Below are 15,309 nucleotides of genomic sequence, written 5' to 3'. Positions count from 1 at the left end.
TCCGTTCAGCCTCCGAACGCGGTCAAGAATCGGTCGCGGAACGCGCTCATGGGCCACACCGGAGTGTCCCTGGCGGGGCGCAGCCCGTCCTGCCACCCCCACCCGGAGATCCTGTCCAGCACGGCGCCGTCCTTCGCCACGATGGTGATCGGGACGTCCCGGCTCGCGCCCGGCCCGGTGATGAGCGGCGCGGGCTGGTGGTCGCCGAGGAAGACCAGCACGGTGTCCTTGCCGCCGTAGGTCTCCAGGTAGGAGACGAGCGTGTTCAGCGTGTACTCGATCGACGTGCGGTACTCGGCGCGGATGCGGCCGGGCGCGGGCCACGGCGCGTCGTAGCCCTTGCCCATCCCGTTGAAGACCGAACCGTCGCCGACCTGCTCCCACGGGACGAGCCGTGGGACGGACGCCCACGGGGCGTGGCTGGACACCAGCGCCGTCTCCGCCATCACCGGTGCCCGGTCGTCCTTCGCCAGCTCGGTGCGCTGGAGCGTCGACAGGGTGTACTGGTCGGGCATCGTGGCGAAGCTGAAGCGCGGGCCGCGGTAGCCGAGGTTCCGGTCGTCGTAGACCTTGTCGTACCCGTAGAAGGACGCCTCCGGCCAGGCCCGGGTGATCGCCGGCATGAGCGCGACCGTCCGGGCGTCCGCGCGGTGGAACGCCCCGTTCAGCGTCAGCCGGTCGCTGTTCACCAGGGCGCGGTACCGCTGCTGGTTGTTCACCCACAGGCCCGACAGCAGCGTGGCGTGCGCCAGCCAGCTGCCGCCGCCCGCCGTCGAGGACGTGAGCCAGCCGCTGCGCGCGGAGAACCCCGCCGCGCGGAGCCGCCGCGTCCCCTGGTCGAGGACGGCGCCGACCCGCGGCGCGTACTGCGGGCTCTCCACGGCCGACCGCCCGTAGCTCTCCACGAACGCCAGGACGACGTCCTTGCCGCGCAGCCCGGTCAGCAGCTTGTCGGGCGGCGTGTCGCGGAACCCGTCCACGGCGGCGGCCTTGGCGAACTCCTTGCGGTCGTTCAGGCTCGTCCGCACCTGCCGCGCGTGGTCGTAGGCGAGGACCGCCGCGCTCCTGGACGCCACCGGCACACCGTGGACGAACTGAGCCCCGAGCACGGCGCAGGCGAGCCAGACCGTCCCCAGCACACCGGCGGCCCAGGACGCCGGCCTTCTGTGCCGGACCGCCACACCGCTCAGACGCAGCGTCGACAGCGCCGTCAGCACGACCACGGCGACCGCCAGCACGACCGCGAGCACGACGGCCGCGACCGCCCCCGCCTGCCCGGACGACTCCTTGACGAACTCCACGGCCGGCCCCAGCAGCGGCCAGTCCAGCACCAGGTCGAACGGCCGGACGAGCACCGCGTCGAACCCGATGTCCAGCACCTTCAGCACGAGCAGCAGCCCGAGAACGGCCCCCGCCGCCCCCGCCGCGTACCGTCTCGCCCTGGCCGGGAGCACGAGGACCAGCGCGACGCCGATCACGCCCTCGACCGGCACGCGCACGAACGCCCCCGGGGCCAGGCGGGCGAACTCGGCCGGCGCGACCAGCGCGACCAGCACGAGCAGGAACGCCGCGCCGGTCACCGCCCGCGCCGCCACCCGCCGCCATCCCGGCCGCCCACCCGCCTCCGGGGCGTCGGCCGGCTCGTTTTCGTCTGTGATCCGCTCCAAGCGGCTGTCGGTGGTCAGGTCGTCCTCCCCGGTTCGGGCTCCCGCCGCGCACGCGACACCCCACAGCACGTCCGGCCCACGGCCGTGGGTTCAAAAGATCTCATCTTCGCGGGGTCCGGGATGTAGAGAACGCGGGCGCGGCTCCGATCCACTGGTGAAGGGCGCCGCCGGGGCGCCCGCCAAGGAGGCGACACGATGGGCAAGGTCACCTGTGACATCGGAATCTCGGTCGACGGTTTCGTCGCGGGCCCGAACCAGCGCCCGGAGGAGCCGCTCGGCGACGGCGGCGAGCGGCTGCACCGGTGGATGTTCGAGGAGCGGGAGGCCAACGCCGAGGCGATCGCGAAGATCACCTCGGCGGGGGCCTACATCATGGGGCGCCACATGTTCGGCCCCGACCGCGGCCCGTCCTGGGACCCGGACTGGACGGGCTGGTGGGGCGACGAGCCGCCCTACCACGCGCCGGTGTTCGTGCTGACGCACCACCCGCGCGAGAGCATCGAGATGAAGGGCGGCACGACGTTCCACTTCGTCACCGACGGGATCGAGCCGGCGCTGGCCCGGGCGCGGGCCGCGGCGGGGGACGAGGACGTCGCGATCGCCGGGGGAGCGAGCACCGTGAACCAGTACCTCGCGGCGGGCCTGCTGGAGGAGCTCCGCCTGCACGTCGCCCCCATCGTCCTCGGGGCGGGCGAGCGCCTGTTCGAGGGCGTCGGCGACCTGGCGCTGGAGCCGGTCGCCGCGTCCCGGAAGCCCCTGGTCACCCACGTGACCTATCGCGTCGGCCGCCCGCTCGGATGACGTGCAGCAGCCGGGCGACCTCGGCGGCGACCGCGCCGCGGCCGGCGGAGAGGTAGCGGCGCGGGTCGACCAGGCCGGGATCGGCGGCCAGCCGCTCACGGAGGGCCGCGGTGAACACCTTGTTGAGCTGCGTCGCCACGTTGATCTTGGTCATGCCGTGCTCGACGGCGGCGGCGAGCCCGTCGTCGGGTACCCCGGACGACCCGTGCAGGACCAGCGGGACGGGCACCGCCGCGCGCAACCGGGTGATGAGCGCGAGATCGAGGACGGTGTCGCGGGTCAGCATCGCGTGGGACGTGCCGACCGCGACCGCCAGGGCGTCCACGCCCGTGGCGGCCACGTACCCGGCGGCCTCCTCCGGGTCGGTGCGGGCGTGCGGGGCGTGCACGCCGTCCTTCCCGCCGATCTCGCCGAGCTCCGCCTCGACCCACACCCCCTCGGCCCGGCAGCGGGCGGCGACCTCGGCGGTGGACGCCACGTTCGCCTCGTGCGGGAGGCCGGACGCGTCGAACATCACCGACCCGAACCCGAGGGCGACCGCCTCGCTGACGAGGTCCGCCGAAGTCGCGTGGTCCAGGTGGACGACGACCGGGACGGACGCGGCGCGGCCGAGCGCCAGCACCGCCGCCCCGATCGGGGCCAGCGCGCCGTGGTAGGCGACGCAGTTCTCGCTGACCTGGAGCACCACGGGCGCGCCCGCCCGCTCCGCGCCGGCGACGATCGCCTCGGCGTGCTCCAACTGGATCACGTTGAACGCTCCCAGCCCGCGGCCCTGCGCGGCCGGTGCGGCGATGGCCTCACTCATGGGGGTGAGCGGCATGGTTCTCCTCGGTCCGGAGGGTGACGCGGGGCAGCAGCGCGGGGAGCCCGGCGGGGTCGATCTCGCCGGCGACGGGGGAGCGGACCGCGCAGGCGGCCAGCGCGACGGCGCGGCGGAGGCGGTCCGGCCAGGGCAGCCCGGCGGCCAGGCCCGCCGCGAGCCCGGCGACGAGCGCGTCACCCGCGCCCGTCGGGTTGCCCGCGACGGGACGGTCGAGCGCGGCGCGCAGGACGCCGTCCGGGGTCGCGGCGAGGACGCCGCCGGCGCCGAGCGAGGCGACCACGGCCCCCGCGCCCGCCTCGCGGAGCGCGCGGATCCCCGCGGCGGTGTCGCCGGTGCCGCTCGCGCGGGCCAGCTCCTCGGCGTTCGGCTTCACGATGCCGGGGCCTCCGGCGAGCCCGAGGCGCAGCGCCTCCCCGTCGGCGTCCAGGATCACCGGGCCGGGCGCGAGACGGGCGAGCCGCGCGTAGGCGTCCGGGGGGACGCCCGGCGGAAGGCTCCCCGACAGGACGACGACGGCGGCGTCGCGGGCCAGGGACGCGAAGCCGGCGTGGAACGCCGCCCACTCCGCGCCGGTCACCTCCGGACCCGGCTCGCAGAACATCGTCGCCTCGGCGCCGACGATGGTGACCGTCCGGCGCGACTCCGCGGCGAGCGGAGTGAACACGGCGGGCACGCCGAGGGAGCCGAGCCCCTCCTCGATGCGCCGCCCCGCGTGGCCGCCGGCCAGCCCGGCGGCGACGACCTCGTGCCCGAGGGCGTGCAGCACCCGGGCCACGTTGACGCCCTTGCCGCCGGGCCGCGAGTGCACCGCGGCCACCCGGTGGACCGCGCCGAGCCGCACGTCCGGCACCTCGTAGGTGTCGTCGAGCGCGGCGTTCAGCGTGACCGTGAGGATCATGCCGCCGGACCGCCGGGCGCGGCGTCCAGGATGACCGAGCGGGTGAGGTGGCGGGGACGGTCCGGGTCCAGGCCCGCCGCGCTCGCGCGGGCGACCGCGAGCCGCTGCACCCGGACCAGCTCGGCGAGCGGGTCGGCGCCCGCGGCGCGCAGCAGGCCGCCGGTCGCGGCCACCTCCTCGCCGAGGCCGTCCGGAAGGTCGCCGAACATCCACACCGCCCGGCCGGGGCCGGTGATGCTGATCGGTCCGTGCCGGTACTCCATCGCCGGGTAGGCCTCCGTCCAGAAGCACGCGGCCTCGCGCATCTTCAGGGCGGCCTCCTGTGCGAGGCCGACCGTCCAGCCGCGGCCGAGGAAGGTGATCTGCTCGACGTCCAGCAGCTCGGGCGGGACCGGGTCGGCCACCGCGACTTCGGCGGCCGCGATCGCGGCCGTCAGGTCCTCGCCGAGGTGCGCGCGCAGCAGCGCCAGCTGGGTGGTGGCGAACCGGGTCTGCACGACCGACTCCTCGTCGGCGAAGTCGAGGACGATCAGCCGCCCGGCGCTGCGGGACACCGGCGTGTCCGGGGCGGCGGTGATCGCGGTCGTCGGGACCGAGCCGCCGAGCCGGTCCAGGACTGCCAGGACCTCGGTCGTCGTCCCGGACCTGGTGAGCGCCAGCACCCGGTCGTAGCGGCGGCCGCCCGGCATCTCCGAGGCGGCGAAGGCGTCGGTCTCCCCGTGCCCGGCGCCCTCCCGCAGGGCCGCGTACGCCTGCGCCATGAACAGGGAGGTGCCGCATCCGACGACCGCCACCCGCTCCCCGCGGGCCGGCAGCGCGTCCCGCAGCCCGGCGGCCAGCACGGCGGCCCGTCGCCAGCACTCCGGCTGCGCGGCGATCTCGGTCGTGATGCGGTTCCCGGCCATGAGCCCTCCCGAAGTTCGATCCGTTCGGAGACTTTATGCTCAGTAATGCTCGAAACAGAAGTGTAGAGAGCAGAAAACATCATGAACATGCGAGGACCGCACCCGCACCACCCGGACTACGCGGCCGCACCCGCACACTGCCGGTCACGGCGCCCGTCGGCCCGGCGCACGCCGCTGCCGACAGGACCAGCTGCCCAGCGAGAACCGCCACAACCTGGTCCAAGTCCGGCCTCACCGCCCACGTCCTCCGCGCTGCCCGATGCGTGTTCTCGTTCGAAAACCGGGCTCCTCCTTCGAGTATGAGCACGGAAGGCCAGCCGTGGCCGGGATACCGATCGCGCCGGCACGGCTGCGGCCGCCCGGCATCGGTCACCAGCGGCTCATAAACGGCGAGCGCGACCATGAGCAGCAGGGTGGAGACGGCGGCCGGCCAGGCTCTCCTGGACGGCCCTCGGGGCGGGACGGGATGCACGCGCATCCCCTTCGCGTGGGTGGGTGAGCGGGGCCCCTCAGAACACGCGCGTTATTTCACACCATGATTTAAGGTGGGAATTATATGGCCGTCAAGGGGCCCCTTTCCGCTGGTTTGACCTTCCGTCCTGACAGTCCGCGCGGGACCCTCCGACGCTCCGCCCGTACGCCTGTGGAACGTTCCGAGTATTCGACAGCGTCCGCTGACTCCACTGCCGTCCTGACCGTGTCCGCGCACGTCAGAGAAGTGAATGACGGACTTCGAGCAGGTTTCCGCCAGGGTGATGACGGATGTCGAGCAGCGGTGTTACCTTCCACGGCGTGACATCGAGCATGCGACGGGCGCAGATCGTGTCGTCCCTGCGCGCCAAGGGCGCCGCCTCCGTCCGGGAGCTGGCCGAGACCCTCCAGGTCAGCGAGTCCACGATCCGCCGCGATCTCGACGTGCTCGACCGCAACGGCGAGCTGCTGCGCACCTACGGGGGAGCGGCGCTGTCCCCGCGCCCGGCGGCGCCGGAGATCTCCTTCGCGGCGTCGGCCGAGCACGACAGCGCCGAGAAGGCGGCGGTCGCCGAGCGGGCGGCGAGGCTGGTGGAGGATGACATGGTCGTGGTCCTTGACATCGGCACCAGCACCCGCCTCCTCGCCCGGCACCTGCGCGGCCGGCCCGTCACCGTCATCACCGCCAACCTGGCCGTGCTGGACGAGCTGCGCGACGACGACGCCGTCCGGCTGTGCCTGCTCGGCGGCGTCGTGCGGCGCAACTACCTCTCGCTCGTCGGCTCGCTCACCGAGACCGCGCTCCGCCAGGTCCGCGCCGACCTGGTGTTCCTGAGCTGCACCGGGGTGCGACCGGACGGCCACGTCATGGACGACATGGAGGTCGAGACGCCGATCAAGCAGGCGATGCTGGAGTCGGCGGACCGGGTGGTGCTGGTCGCCTCCGAGGCCAAGTTCCCCGGCACCGGCTCCCTGCGCGTGTGCTCGCTCGACCGTGTCGACGCGCTGGTCACGACGGCCGGGGCCGATCCCCGGACTCTGGAGGTCTGCCGAGAGGCGGGCGGGAAGGTGTACATCGCATGAAGCTGGCCATTCTCGGCGGTGGCGGGTTCCGGGTGCCCTACGTGTACCAGGCCCTGCTGCGCGACCCCGGCTCCCCGCGCATCGAGGAGGTCTGGCTGCAGGATTCCGACGCCGGCCGCCTGGCGGGGATGGCCGAGGTCCTCGCGGCGCTCGCCGATGGGGTGCAGGACGCCCCCCGCGTGTTCACCGGCACCGGGCTCGACGAGGCGCTGGAGGGAGCCGACTTCGTCTTCGCCGCCGTCCGGGTGGGCGGCCTGCGCGGACGGGTGTGCGACGAGCGCGTGGCGCTGGACCTGAACGTGCTCGGCCAGGAGACCACCGGCCCCGGCGGGATCGCCTACGGGCTGCGCACCATCCCCGTGATGCTCGACATCGCGCATCGCGTGAAGGCCCTCGCGCCGGACGCCTACGTCATCAACTTCACCAACCCCGCCGGGATGATCACCGAGGCGATGCAGGGCGTGCTCGGCGACCGGGTGCTCGGCATCTGCGACACCCCGTCCGGCCTCGGCATGCGGGTGGCCGCCGCGCTCGGCCTGGACCCGGACCGGATCCGGCTCGACTACGTCGGACTGAACCACCTCGGCTGGATGCGCCGCGTCCTGCACGACGGCGTGGACGTCCTGCCCCGCCTGCTGGCCGACGACGACCTGCTCGGGACGCTGGAGGAGGGCGTGGTCTTCGGCCGCGAGTGGCTGCGCGACCTCGGACTGATCCCCAACGAGTACCTGTACTACTACTACTTCAACCGGGAGGCGGTCCGCGCCACCCTGGACGCGCCGCAGACGCGCGGCGAGTTCCTGCTCAAGCAGCAGGAGGCGTTCTACCAGCGGATCGCGGCGGCCTCCGGCGGCGCGGCCATGGAGCTGTGGCGCGAGACGGTCGCCTCCCGCAGCGCGAGCTACATGGCCGAGATGAAGGGCGCCCGGACCGGCGAGGCGCTCGACGACCACTCCGGCGTCGACCCCGCCGAGGAGGGCTACGCCAGGGTCGCGCTGAACGTGATGGCCGCGATCAGCCGCGACGAGCCCGCCACCATGATCCTCAACGTGCGGAACGGCGCGACCGTCACCGCGCTGCCCCCGGACGCGGTCGTCGAGGTCCCCGTCACCGTCGACGCCGGCGGCGTCCACCCGCTCCCGCTCGACCAGCCCGACCTGCACCAGGCCGGGCTGATGCAGCAGGTCAAGGCCGTCGAGCGGCTGACCGTCGGCGCGGCCGTGACCGGCTCGCGGACCGAGGCCGCCAAGGCCTTCGCCCTGCACCCCCTGGTCGACTCGGCGCGGATCGGCCGGCTGCTGCTCGACGGCTACATCGACCAGATCCCCGAGGTCGCCGCCGTCTTCTCCCGTGAGGAGTCGTGATGACAGTGGAAATCCTGGACGGGAGCCCGCCCGTGGACCGCCCCGCCCAGGGCGGGGCGGCGGCCCCCGGGCAGCCGCCCGAACCCTCCATGGCCGACCCGTGCACCGAGCGCGTCCCGGCGGGCGACCTGCTGCGCGGCGGGGACGCCCCCGGCCCGGCGCCCGAGCTGGACGTCTTCCTGAGCGGCCAGGTCTTCATGGACATGATCTTCACCGGGCTGCCGGGCCTGCCGCCGCCCGGGACCGAGATGTTCACCGAGGGGCTCGGCTCGGCGCCCGGCGGCGCCGCCAACATCGCGGTGGCGATGAGCCGGCTCGGCCTGCGGGTCGGGCTCGCGGCCCCGTTCGGCGACGACATGTTCGGCTCCTACCTGTGGCGGACGCTCGCCGAGCAGGAGGGCATCGACCTCGGGCACTCCCGCCGCATCAAGGGCTGGCCCACCCCGGTCACGGTGTCACTCGCCTACGACTCCGACCGCAGCATGGTCACCTACACCAGGCCCCTGCCGGACCTCGACCCCGGCGAGACGGTCGACGCGGAGGCGGTGCTCGGCTCCCCGCCGCCGGCCGCGCGCGCCTGTTTCGTCGACATCGAGCATCCGGTGCCGGGCTGGGCGAAGGAGATGCGGCGGGCGGGCGCCGCGGTTTTCGCCGACATCGGCTGGGACGCCACCGAGACGTGGTCCAGCGAGGTCCTCGACCGGCTGGAGCACGTGGACGTGTTCCTGCCCAACGCCGTGGAGGCCATGGCCTACACCCGCACGAGCACACCGGAGGACGCCGCCCGCGCCCTCTCCGAGCGGGTCCCGGTCGTCGTCGTCAAGCGCGGCGGCGCGGGCGCCATCGCGATCGACTCGGTGACCGGCGAGGTCGCCGAGACCGACGCGCTGCCGGTGCGGCCGCTCGACGCGACCGGTGCCGGCGACGTGTTCGGCGCCGGGTTCCTGTTCGGGACGCTCGCGGGCCTCCCGCTCGTGGAGCGGCTGCGGTTCGCCAACCTGTGCGCGGGCCTGTCGGTCCGGCACCGCAGCGGCTCGCTCGGCGCACCGTGCTGGGGGGAGATCGCCGCGTTCGGCGAGTCCGGAGAGGTGCCCGAGTCCGTCCTCGAACCGTACTCCTTCGTCGTCGACTTCATCCCCGACTCGGCGACCGACACCGTCGTCCGGGCCGAGCCCACCCTCCGGGCCGACCACTAGCGCGCCGTCCCCGACCGGCGCGGACGCAGCAGGACACAGAGCGATAGGGAGCCGTAGGAATGCCGACACTGACGAGGAGAGGGGCGGCCGCGGCGGTCGCGGCCCTCGCGACCGTGCTCGCGGCGGCGTGCGCCCCGGGTTCGTCCGGCGACGAGCCGGAGAGCAAGGCGCCCGCCGCGGTGAGCACCGACGTGGCCAAGGCCGGGAACGTGACCCTCACCGTCTGGGACCAGGAGGTCCAGGGCGGGCAGAAGAAGCAGATCGAGGCGCTGAACCAGCGCTTCGAGGCCAAGTACCCCAACGTGAAGATCAAGCGGGTGTCGCGGTCGTTCAGCGACCTGCAGAAGACGCTCCGCCTCGCGCTGTCGGGCGGCAGCCCGCCCGACGTCGTGGAGGCCAACCAGGGCTACGCGTCCATGGCGCAGTACGTCAAGGCCGGGATGCTCCTCCCGCTCGACTCCTACGACCAGGTCTACGGGTGGCGCAAACGCTATCCCAAGGGCCTGACGGACCTGAACAGCGTCACCAAGGACGGCAAGCTCATCGGGTCCGGCAGCCTGTACGGCGTCTCCCTGAACGGCGAGATCGTCGGTCTCTACTACAACAAGGAGAAGCTCGCCAAGCTCGGCGTCCAGCCGCCGAAGAGCTGGGCGGAGTTCGACCAGGCGCTCGCCACGGCCAAGGGCAAGGGCGAGGTCCCGATCGCGTTCGGCAACCTGGAGAAGCTGCCGGCGATGCAGCTGTACGGCATCCTCCAGGACGGCGCCGCCGACAAGGAGGCCGTCCGCAAGCTCGTGTTCGGCAGCGGCGGCTCCTGGACGGACGCCCCGAACGTCCAGGCGGCGCAGAAGCTTGGCGACTGGTCCAAGAAGGGGTACTTCACCAAGGACGCCAACGCCGTCAAGTGGGACGACACCCCCGTCAACTTCGCCAAGGGCGACGGCGTGTTCATGTTCGGCGGGACCTGGTGGGCGTCCGAGCTCAACGGCAAGATGAAGGACAAGGTCGGCTTCATGCTGCCGCCCCCGGCGCAGGCCGGGGCGCCGTCGGCGACGATGGGCGGCGAGAGCCTGCCCTGGTCGATCACCGCCAAGAGCAAGCACCCGGACGTCGCCGCCGCCTACATCAACTTCATCACCTCCCCGGAGGCGATGGACGTCTCGGTCGAGACCGGCAACCTGCCGGCGCTCGCCGCGCCCTCCCGGCAGCCGGCCGAGCCGCTGCTGAAGGAGGTGTCGACGGCGTGGGCCGAGCTGAGCAAGAACGACGGCATCACCCCGTACCTCGACTACGCGACGCCCACCTTCACCGACGGGTTCGGCGGACCGCTGCAGGAGCTCCTCGCCGGACGCAAGCCGGCCGATGAGGTCATGAAGGCGGCGCAGGACGACTACTCCGCCTTCCAGAAGAAGAAGTAGGAATCGGCCATGCCCGCCTCCGGCCGCGCCTCGTCCGCGGCGCGGCCGGGAGCGGGGCCGTGCCGGACGCACGACCAAGGAGCCCGCACATGACGACCGTCGCGCGGCGAAAGACCCCCAAGCCCAGGCGCGAGGCGTCCGCCCCGCGCGCGACGCACCGGCGCGGCCGCGCCGCCTCCGGGTCCCCCGGGGAGCCCGGCCGGATCGGCTGGCTCTACACCCTGCCGGCCCTGCTGGTCTACGGGGCGTTCCTGCTGTGGCCGCTGGCTCGGGGGGCGCAGTTCTCCCTCTACCACTGGGACGGCCTGGGCGAGGCGACGTGGGCGGGGTTCTCCAACTACACCGCCACCTGGTCGGACCCGTCGCTGCGCGGCGCGTTCGGACACCTGCTCGTCCTCGTCCTGTTCTACTCCGTGCTGCCGTGCTGCATCGCGTTCGTACTGGTCGGCGCCATGTCGCGGACGAAGATCCGCGGCCTGACGTTCTTCCGGACCGTGCTGTTCCTGCCGCAGGTCGTCGCGATGGTCGCGGTGGCCGTGGCGTGGCAGTGGGTGTACTCCGCCGACGGGCCGGTCAACACCGTCCTCGGCCGGCTGCACGCCCTCGGCCTGCCGGACTGGCGGCGCGGCTGGTTCGGCGACTTCACCTTCGCGCTGCCCGCGGTCGGGGCCGTCGGGACGTGGGTGGGGATCGGCCTGGCGATGGTGCTGTTCCTCGCGGGGATCCAGAAGATCCCGCGGGAGCTGTACGAGGCCGCGCGGATCGACGGCGCCGGGCCCGTCCGCGAGTTCTTCGCCGTCACCCTGCCGGGGCTGCGGCGCGAGCTGGCGGTGGCGCTCACGCTGACGACCATCATGGCGATCCGCAACTTCGACCTCATCTACATGGCCACCTCCGGCGGGCCGGGCGACGCGACGAAGGTCCCCGCCTACGAGGTCTACAACCGCACGTTCAACACCGGTGAGGTCGGCCTCGGCTGCGCGATCGGCGTCACGCTGGCTGTGCTGGCGTTCGCCGTCACGGCCGGCGTCCGGCGGCTCGTGGAAGGGAAGGACGCATGAACGTCCGGGCGGAACGGTTCATCAACCACGCGATCCTCGTCGTCTTCTCGGTCATCGCGGTGTTCCCGATGGTCGGGGTCGTCGCGCAGGCGCTCCAGCTGCCGCACGCGGACCTGTCCACGTTCGGCACGGCCTGGCGCGAGGGCCACTTCGCCACCTACCTGCGCAACAGCGTCATCGTCACCGCCGTCACCGTCGTCACGGCCGCGGTGCTGTCGATCATGGCGGGCTACGCGCTCGGCACCATGCGGTTCCGCGGCTCCGGCGCGCTGTTCCTGCTGTTCGTGGCCGGGCTGACGATCCCGACCGAGGCCATCGTCGTCCCGCTGTACTTCGACCTGAGGTCGGCCGGGCTCGACAACAGCTACGCCGGGCTCATCCTTCCGCAGGTGGCGATGTCGGTGGCGTTCGGGACGTTCTGGATGCGCGCCTACTTCCGCAGCATCCCCCGCTCGCTGCTGGAGGCGGCGCGCATCGACGGCGCGTCCGGCTGGACGACGCTGTGGCGCGTGCTCGTGCCGGTCGGCCGCCCCGCCATCCTCACCATGGTGCTGCTGACCACCATGTGGACCTGGAACGAGTTCCTGCTCCCACTGGTCATCGTCAACTCCGACGAGGGGCTGCGCACCGCGCCGCTCGGGCTGTCCTTCTTCCAGGGCACCCACAAGACCGACTACTCACTGCTCATGGCGGGCGCGCTGATCATCGCCGCGCCCATCGTGATCGTCTATGTCTTCCTGCAGCGCCAGTTCATCGCAGGAATGCTCTCGGGGGCCGTCAAGGAGTAGGGAAAGAACAGGAGAGTTCATGCGAAGACTCGCCCTACCCGCAGTCCTGTCCGCCGCGCTCGCGGCCATGTCCGTCGCCCTCGCGGGCCCGCCCGCGCAGGCGGCCGGTCCGGGCGGCGCCGGTTCCGCCGACGGCCGGCTCGACGTCCTGTTCGTCGGAGCTCACCCCGACGACGAGGCCGGCGCCCTGTCGACCCTCGGCCAGTGGAACGAGGACGCCAAGGCGAAGGTCGGCGTCCTCACCGTCACCCGCGGCGAGGGCGGCGGCAACGCCTCCGGAACCGAGGAGGGCCCGGCGCTCGGGCTGCTCCGCGAGAACGAGGAGCGCCGCGCCGTCGGAAAGGCCGGCGTCACCGACATCCACTACCTCGACAAGGTCGACTTCTACTACACCGTGAGCACGCCGCTCACCGCCGAGACCTGGGACCACGACAAGACCCTGGAGAAGGTCGTCCGGCTCGTCCGCGAGACGCGGCCGAAGGTGATCGTCACCATGGTCCCCGCGCCGCTTCCGGGCCAGCACGGCAACCACCAGCAGGCCGCGCGGCTCGCGACCGAGGCCTACTTCGCCGCCGCCGACCCGAAGTCCTACCCCGCGCAACTCGGCGGGGAGGGGCTGCGGACCTGGGCGCCGGGACGCCTGTTCCAGACCGGCGGGGCGTCGGGGCCCGCCGGCTCCGGCTGCGCCGCCAAGGGGACGCCGTCCGCCGCGGCGTCGGTCACCTACGGCGTGTGGGGAGGACGCGCGTCCGCCCGCAACGGCGGCAAGACGTGGGCACAGGTGGAGCGCGAGGCCCAGCGGACGTACGTCAGCCAGGGCTGGGGCGGGTTCCCGGACGTTCCGTCCGACCCGGCCCAGATCGGTTGCGACTACTTCCGGCAGATCCACAGCCGGGTTCCGTTCACGCTCGGGAACACCGACCCTTCCGCGATGCTGGAGGGAGCGGTGCTGCCCGCGAAGGGCGGCCTGCCGCTCGGCAGCCGGTTCTCGCTGACCACGGACGCGTACGGCGTGACCGCGGGACGGCCCTTCAAGGTGACCGCGCACGCGAGCTCGCCCAAGCGGCTGCGGGCGGCGAAGGCGACGCTCGCGGTCCCGACCGGCTGGAACGTGACAGGCTCCGGTGGGCTGGGGACGGTCGGCCGGTCCGAGCGCACCGCGACCTTCACCGTCACGCCCCCGCCCGGCGTCAAGGCCGGGCGCACCCAGCTCTCGGCGACGCTCACCGGCGGCGGCGCCGAGGGCCAGACGGCCGCCTCCGTCGAGGTCCGGCCCGCCGTCACCGGCGTCCTGGAGCCGCTGCCCCGCGTCTCGGACTTCGACACCTGGGCGGACAGGACGGGCGTCCCGGCCCTGACGGGGCAGGTGAAGCGGGTGCTCACGCTGGCGTCCGGCGCGTCCCGCCAGGTGCGCGTGGACCTGTCCAACACGACCGCATCGGCGCAGTCCGGCACGGTCGGGCTGGGCCTCCCCGCGGGCTTCACCGCCGACGCCGCGTCCAAGCCCTACACCCTCGACGCGGGCAGGACGGGCTCGGCCACCTTCACCGTCACCAACACCGACAAGTCGCTGCCCACCTCGAACGAGGGCGGGACCGACGGCGACTACGACCTGACCATCACCACGACCTCCTCCTCGGGCGACGCCGACGTGCAGAACGGCGCCCTGGAACTGGTCCCGGCGGCCGAACTGCCGAAGGCGCCGACCGCGCCGGCGGTCGACGGCAAGGAGTCGCCCGGCGAGTACCCCGGGCCCGAACTGAACCTGTCCCGGCGCTGGGAGGGGTCGGCGTGCGAGTCCGCCGACGACTGCTCGGCCACGGGCAAGGTCACCTGGACCGACAAGGCGCTGCACGTGCTGGTCGAGGTCCGCGACGACAAGCAGGGCACGGTGCTCGGCGCCGACGACTGCAAGCGGCACTGGCGCACCGACTCGGTCGAGATCGGGATCGACCCGCGCGGCGACTCCGAGAACACCTCCACCACGTTCAAGACCGGAATCTTCCCCAAGATGTCGGACGGGAAGCCGTGCTTCGAACGCGACGCGGACGCGCGCCAGGGCCCGGGAGAGGAGACCGCGCCCGGCATGAAGGTCGCCTCGACGGTCGCCGACCCCTACGACGGGTACGTCGTCGAGGCGGAGATCCCGTTCACGGCGTTGCCGACCGCGGTGGACCCGCGGCGCATGGGCCTGAACGTCTTCGTCTACGACTCCGACACCCAGGACAAGACCGGCCAGACCCGGATCGGCTGGTCGACCTGGGGCGGCGTCCAGGGCGACCCGTACCGGTGGGGCCTGGTGTCCCTGCCCGGCCACACCCCGCCGTCCGGCATGCCGACCACGCCCCCGGCGCCGGTCATGCCGACCGACGCGACGCGGTCGGTGAACGCGCCTGAGTCGATCATCCAGGCGGTGCGCACGGGCGTCCCGCTCGCGGCCGGCCCCGCGGCGCCGCGCTCCGACACCGCGAGGATCGCCGGCCGACCGGCGGTCTCCGGCGGCTCGACCACCGTCCGGCTCCTCGCGACCGGACCGGGCACCGCGCACGTCCACGTGTGGGACGGGAGGCTGCTCGGCACCAGGCAGGTCGAGATCCGCAAGGCGGGCACCACCACCGTGACCGTGCCGGGCGCGACCGGCACCCTCACCGTGGCCTTCGAGGCGGCGAAGGGAGGAACGGCGAGCAGCGCCGTCCGTCTGGGCGGCTGACCCGGCCCCGCCGGGCCGGGGGAGCGGACACGCCCCCCGGCCCGGCGGCAGGACGCGGGAGCACCGGGGCGCATTGAACTCAGTCCCGCCGGGGCGCGTACCCCCACGCGTAGATCGACACCCC

The 15,309-nt window shown here is 73.3% G+C and carries 12 protein-coding genes; 8 read left to right on the top strand and 4 right to left on the bottom strand.

Translation table 11 applies throughout. The features are described from left to right. Positions 1-5 precede the first annotated feature (5 nt). A complete protein-coding gene (locus tag CHC11_RS13200; RefSeq protein WP_218826065.1) occupies positions 6-1,667 on the bottom strand; it encodes an alkaline phosphatase family protein in 1,662 nt (553 codons plus the stop codon). Positions 1,668-1,862: 195 nt separating this feature from the next. Here CHC11_RS13200 and CHC11_RS13195 point away from each other — a divergent pair, with 195 nt between their 5' ends. Next, positions 1,863-2,468: a dihydrofolate reductase family protein gene (locus CHC11_RS13195; RefSeq protein ID WP_089311979.1), complete on the top strand. Its 606-nt coding sequence runs from the start codon at positions 1,863-1,865 to the stop codon at positions 2,466-2,468. Here CHC11_RS13195 and CHC11_RS13190 read toward each other — a convergent pair. From CHC11_RS13190 to CHC11_RS13180, 3 genes are read right to left on the bottom strand one after another with little or no spacing between them, the layout of a single operon-like run. Further along, entirely contained in the window at positions 2,428-3,288 is an 861-nt protein-coding gene (locus CHC11_RS13190) for a class II fructose-bisphosphate aldolase (RefSeq protein WP_089311978.1), read from the bottom strand. The genes CHC11_RS13195 and CHC11_RS13190 overlap by 41 nt on opposite strands. Next, positions 3,266-4,189, bottom strand: coding sequence for a 1-phosphofructokinase family hexose kinase (locus CHC11_RS13185; protein WP_089311977.1), 924 nt, complete (start codon positions 4,187-4,189; stop codon positions 3,266-3,268). Before CHC11_RS13185 ends, CHC11_RS13190 begins: the two co-directional genes overlap by 23 nt. Continuing rightward, on the bottom strand, positions 4,186-5,094 hold the full coding sequence (locus CHC11_RS13180) for an SIS domain-containing protein (protein WP_089311976.1): 909 nt from the start codon (positions 5,092-5,094) through the stop codon (positions 4,186-4,188). Before CHC11_RS13180 ends, CHC11_RS13185 begins: the two co-directional genes overlap by 4 nt. A 792-nt stretch (positions 5,095-5,886) precedes the next feature. Here CHC11_RS13180 and CHC11_RS13175 point away from each other — a divergent pair. From CHC11_RS13175 to CHC11_RS13145, 7 genes are all read left to right on the top strand, one after another. Then, entirely contained in the window at positions 5,887-6,648 is a 762-nt protein-coding gene (locus CHC11_RS13175; protein WP_218826064.1) for a DeoR/GlpR family DNA-binding transcription regulator, read from the top strand. Then, positions 6,645-8,012, top strand: coding sequence for a 6-phospho-beta-glucosidase (locus CHC11_RS13170; RefSeq protein ID WP_089311974.1), 1,368 nt, complete (start codon positions 6,645-6,647; stop codon positions 8,010-8,012). The genes CHC11_RS13175 and CHC11_RS13170 overlap by 4 nt, the downstream gene beginning before the upstream one ends. Then, positions 8,012-9,208 (top strand): carbohydrate kinase family protein, encoded by a 1,197-nt coding sequence (locus CHC11_RS13165; protein ID WP_245919150.1) that lies wholly within the window; start codon positions 8,012-8,014, stop codon positions 9,206-9,208. The genes CHC11_RS13170 and CHC11_RS13165 overlap by 1 nt, the downstream gene beginning before the upstream one ends. A 59-nt stretch (positions 9,209-9,267) precedes the next feature. Further along, positions 9,268-10,626: an extracellular solute-binding protein gene (locus CHC11_RS13160; RefSeq protein ID WP_089311973.1), complete on the top strand. Its 1,359-nt coding sequence runs from the start codon at positions 9,268-9,270 to the stop codon at positions 10,624-10,626. An 89-nt stretch (positions 10,627-10,715) separates the two neighbouring features. Further along, the gene (locus CHC11_RS13155) at positions 10,716-11,687 is read left to right on the top strand and encodes a carbohydrate ABC transporter permease (RefSeq protein ID WP_089311972.1); all 972 of its coding nucleotides are present in this window, start codon (positions 10,716-10,718) and stop codon (positions 11,685-11,687) included. Beyond that, on the top strand, positions 11,684-12,475 hold the full coding sequence (locus tag CHC11_RS13150; protein WP_089311971.1) for a carbohydrate ABC transporter permease: 792 nt from the start codon (positions 11,684-11,686) through the stop codon (positions 12,473-12,475). Before CHC11_RS13155 ends, CHC11_RS13150 begins: the two co-directional genes overlap by 4 nt. A gap of 19 nt (positions 12,476-12,494) precedes the next feature. Next, positions 12,495-15,185, top strand: coding sequence for a sugar-binding protein (locus CHC11_RS13145; RefSeq protein WP_089311970.1), 2,691 nt, complete (start codon positions 12,495-12,497; stop codon positions 15,183-15,185). Positions 15,186-15,309 lie beyond the last annotated feature (124 nt).

The organism is Actinomadura mexicana (assembly GCF_900188105.1).
GTDB lineage: Bacteria > Actinomycetota > Actinomycetes > Streptosporangiales > Streptosporangiaceae > Spirillospora > Spirillospora mexicana.
Note: the sequence above shows the minus strand (reverse complement) of the source record. Positions and strands in the feature narration are given on the sequence as shown.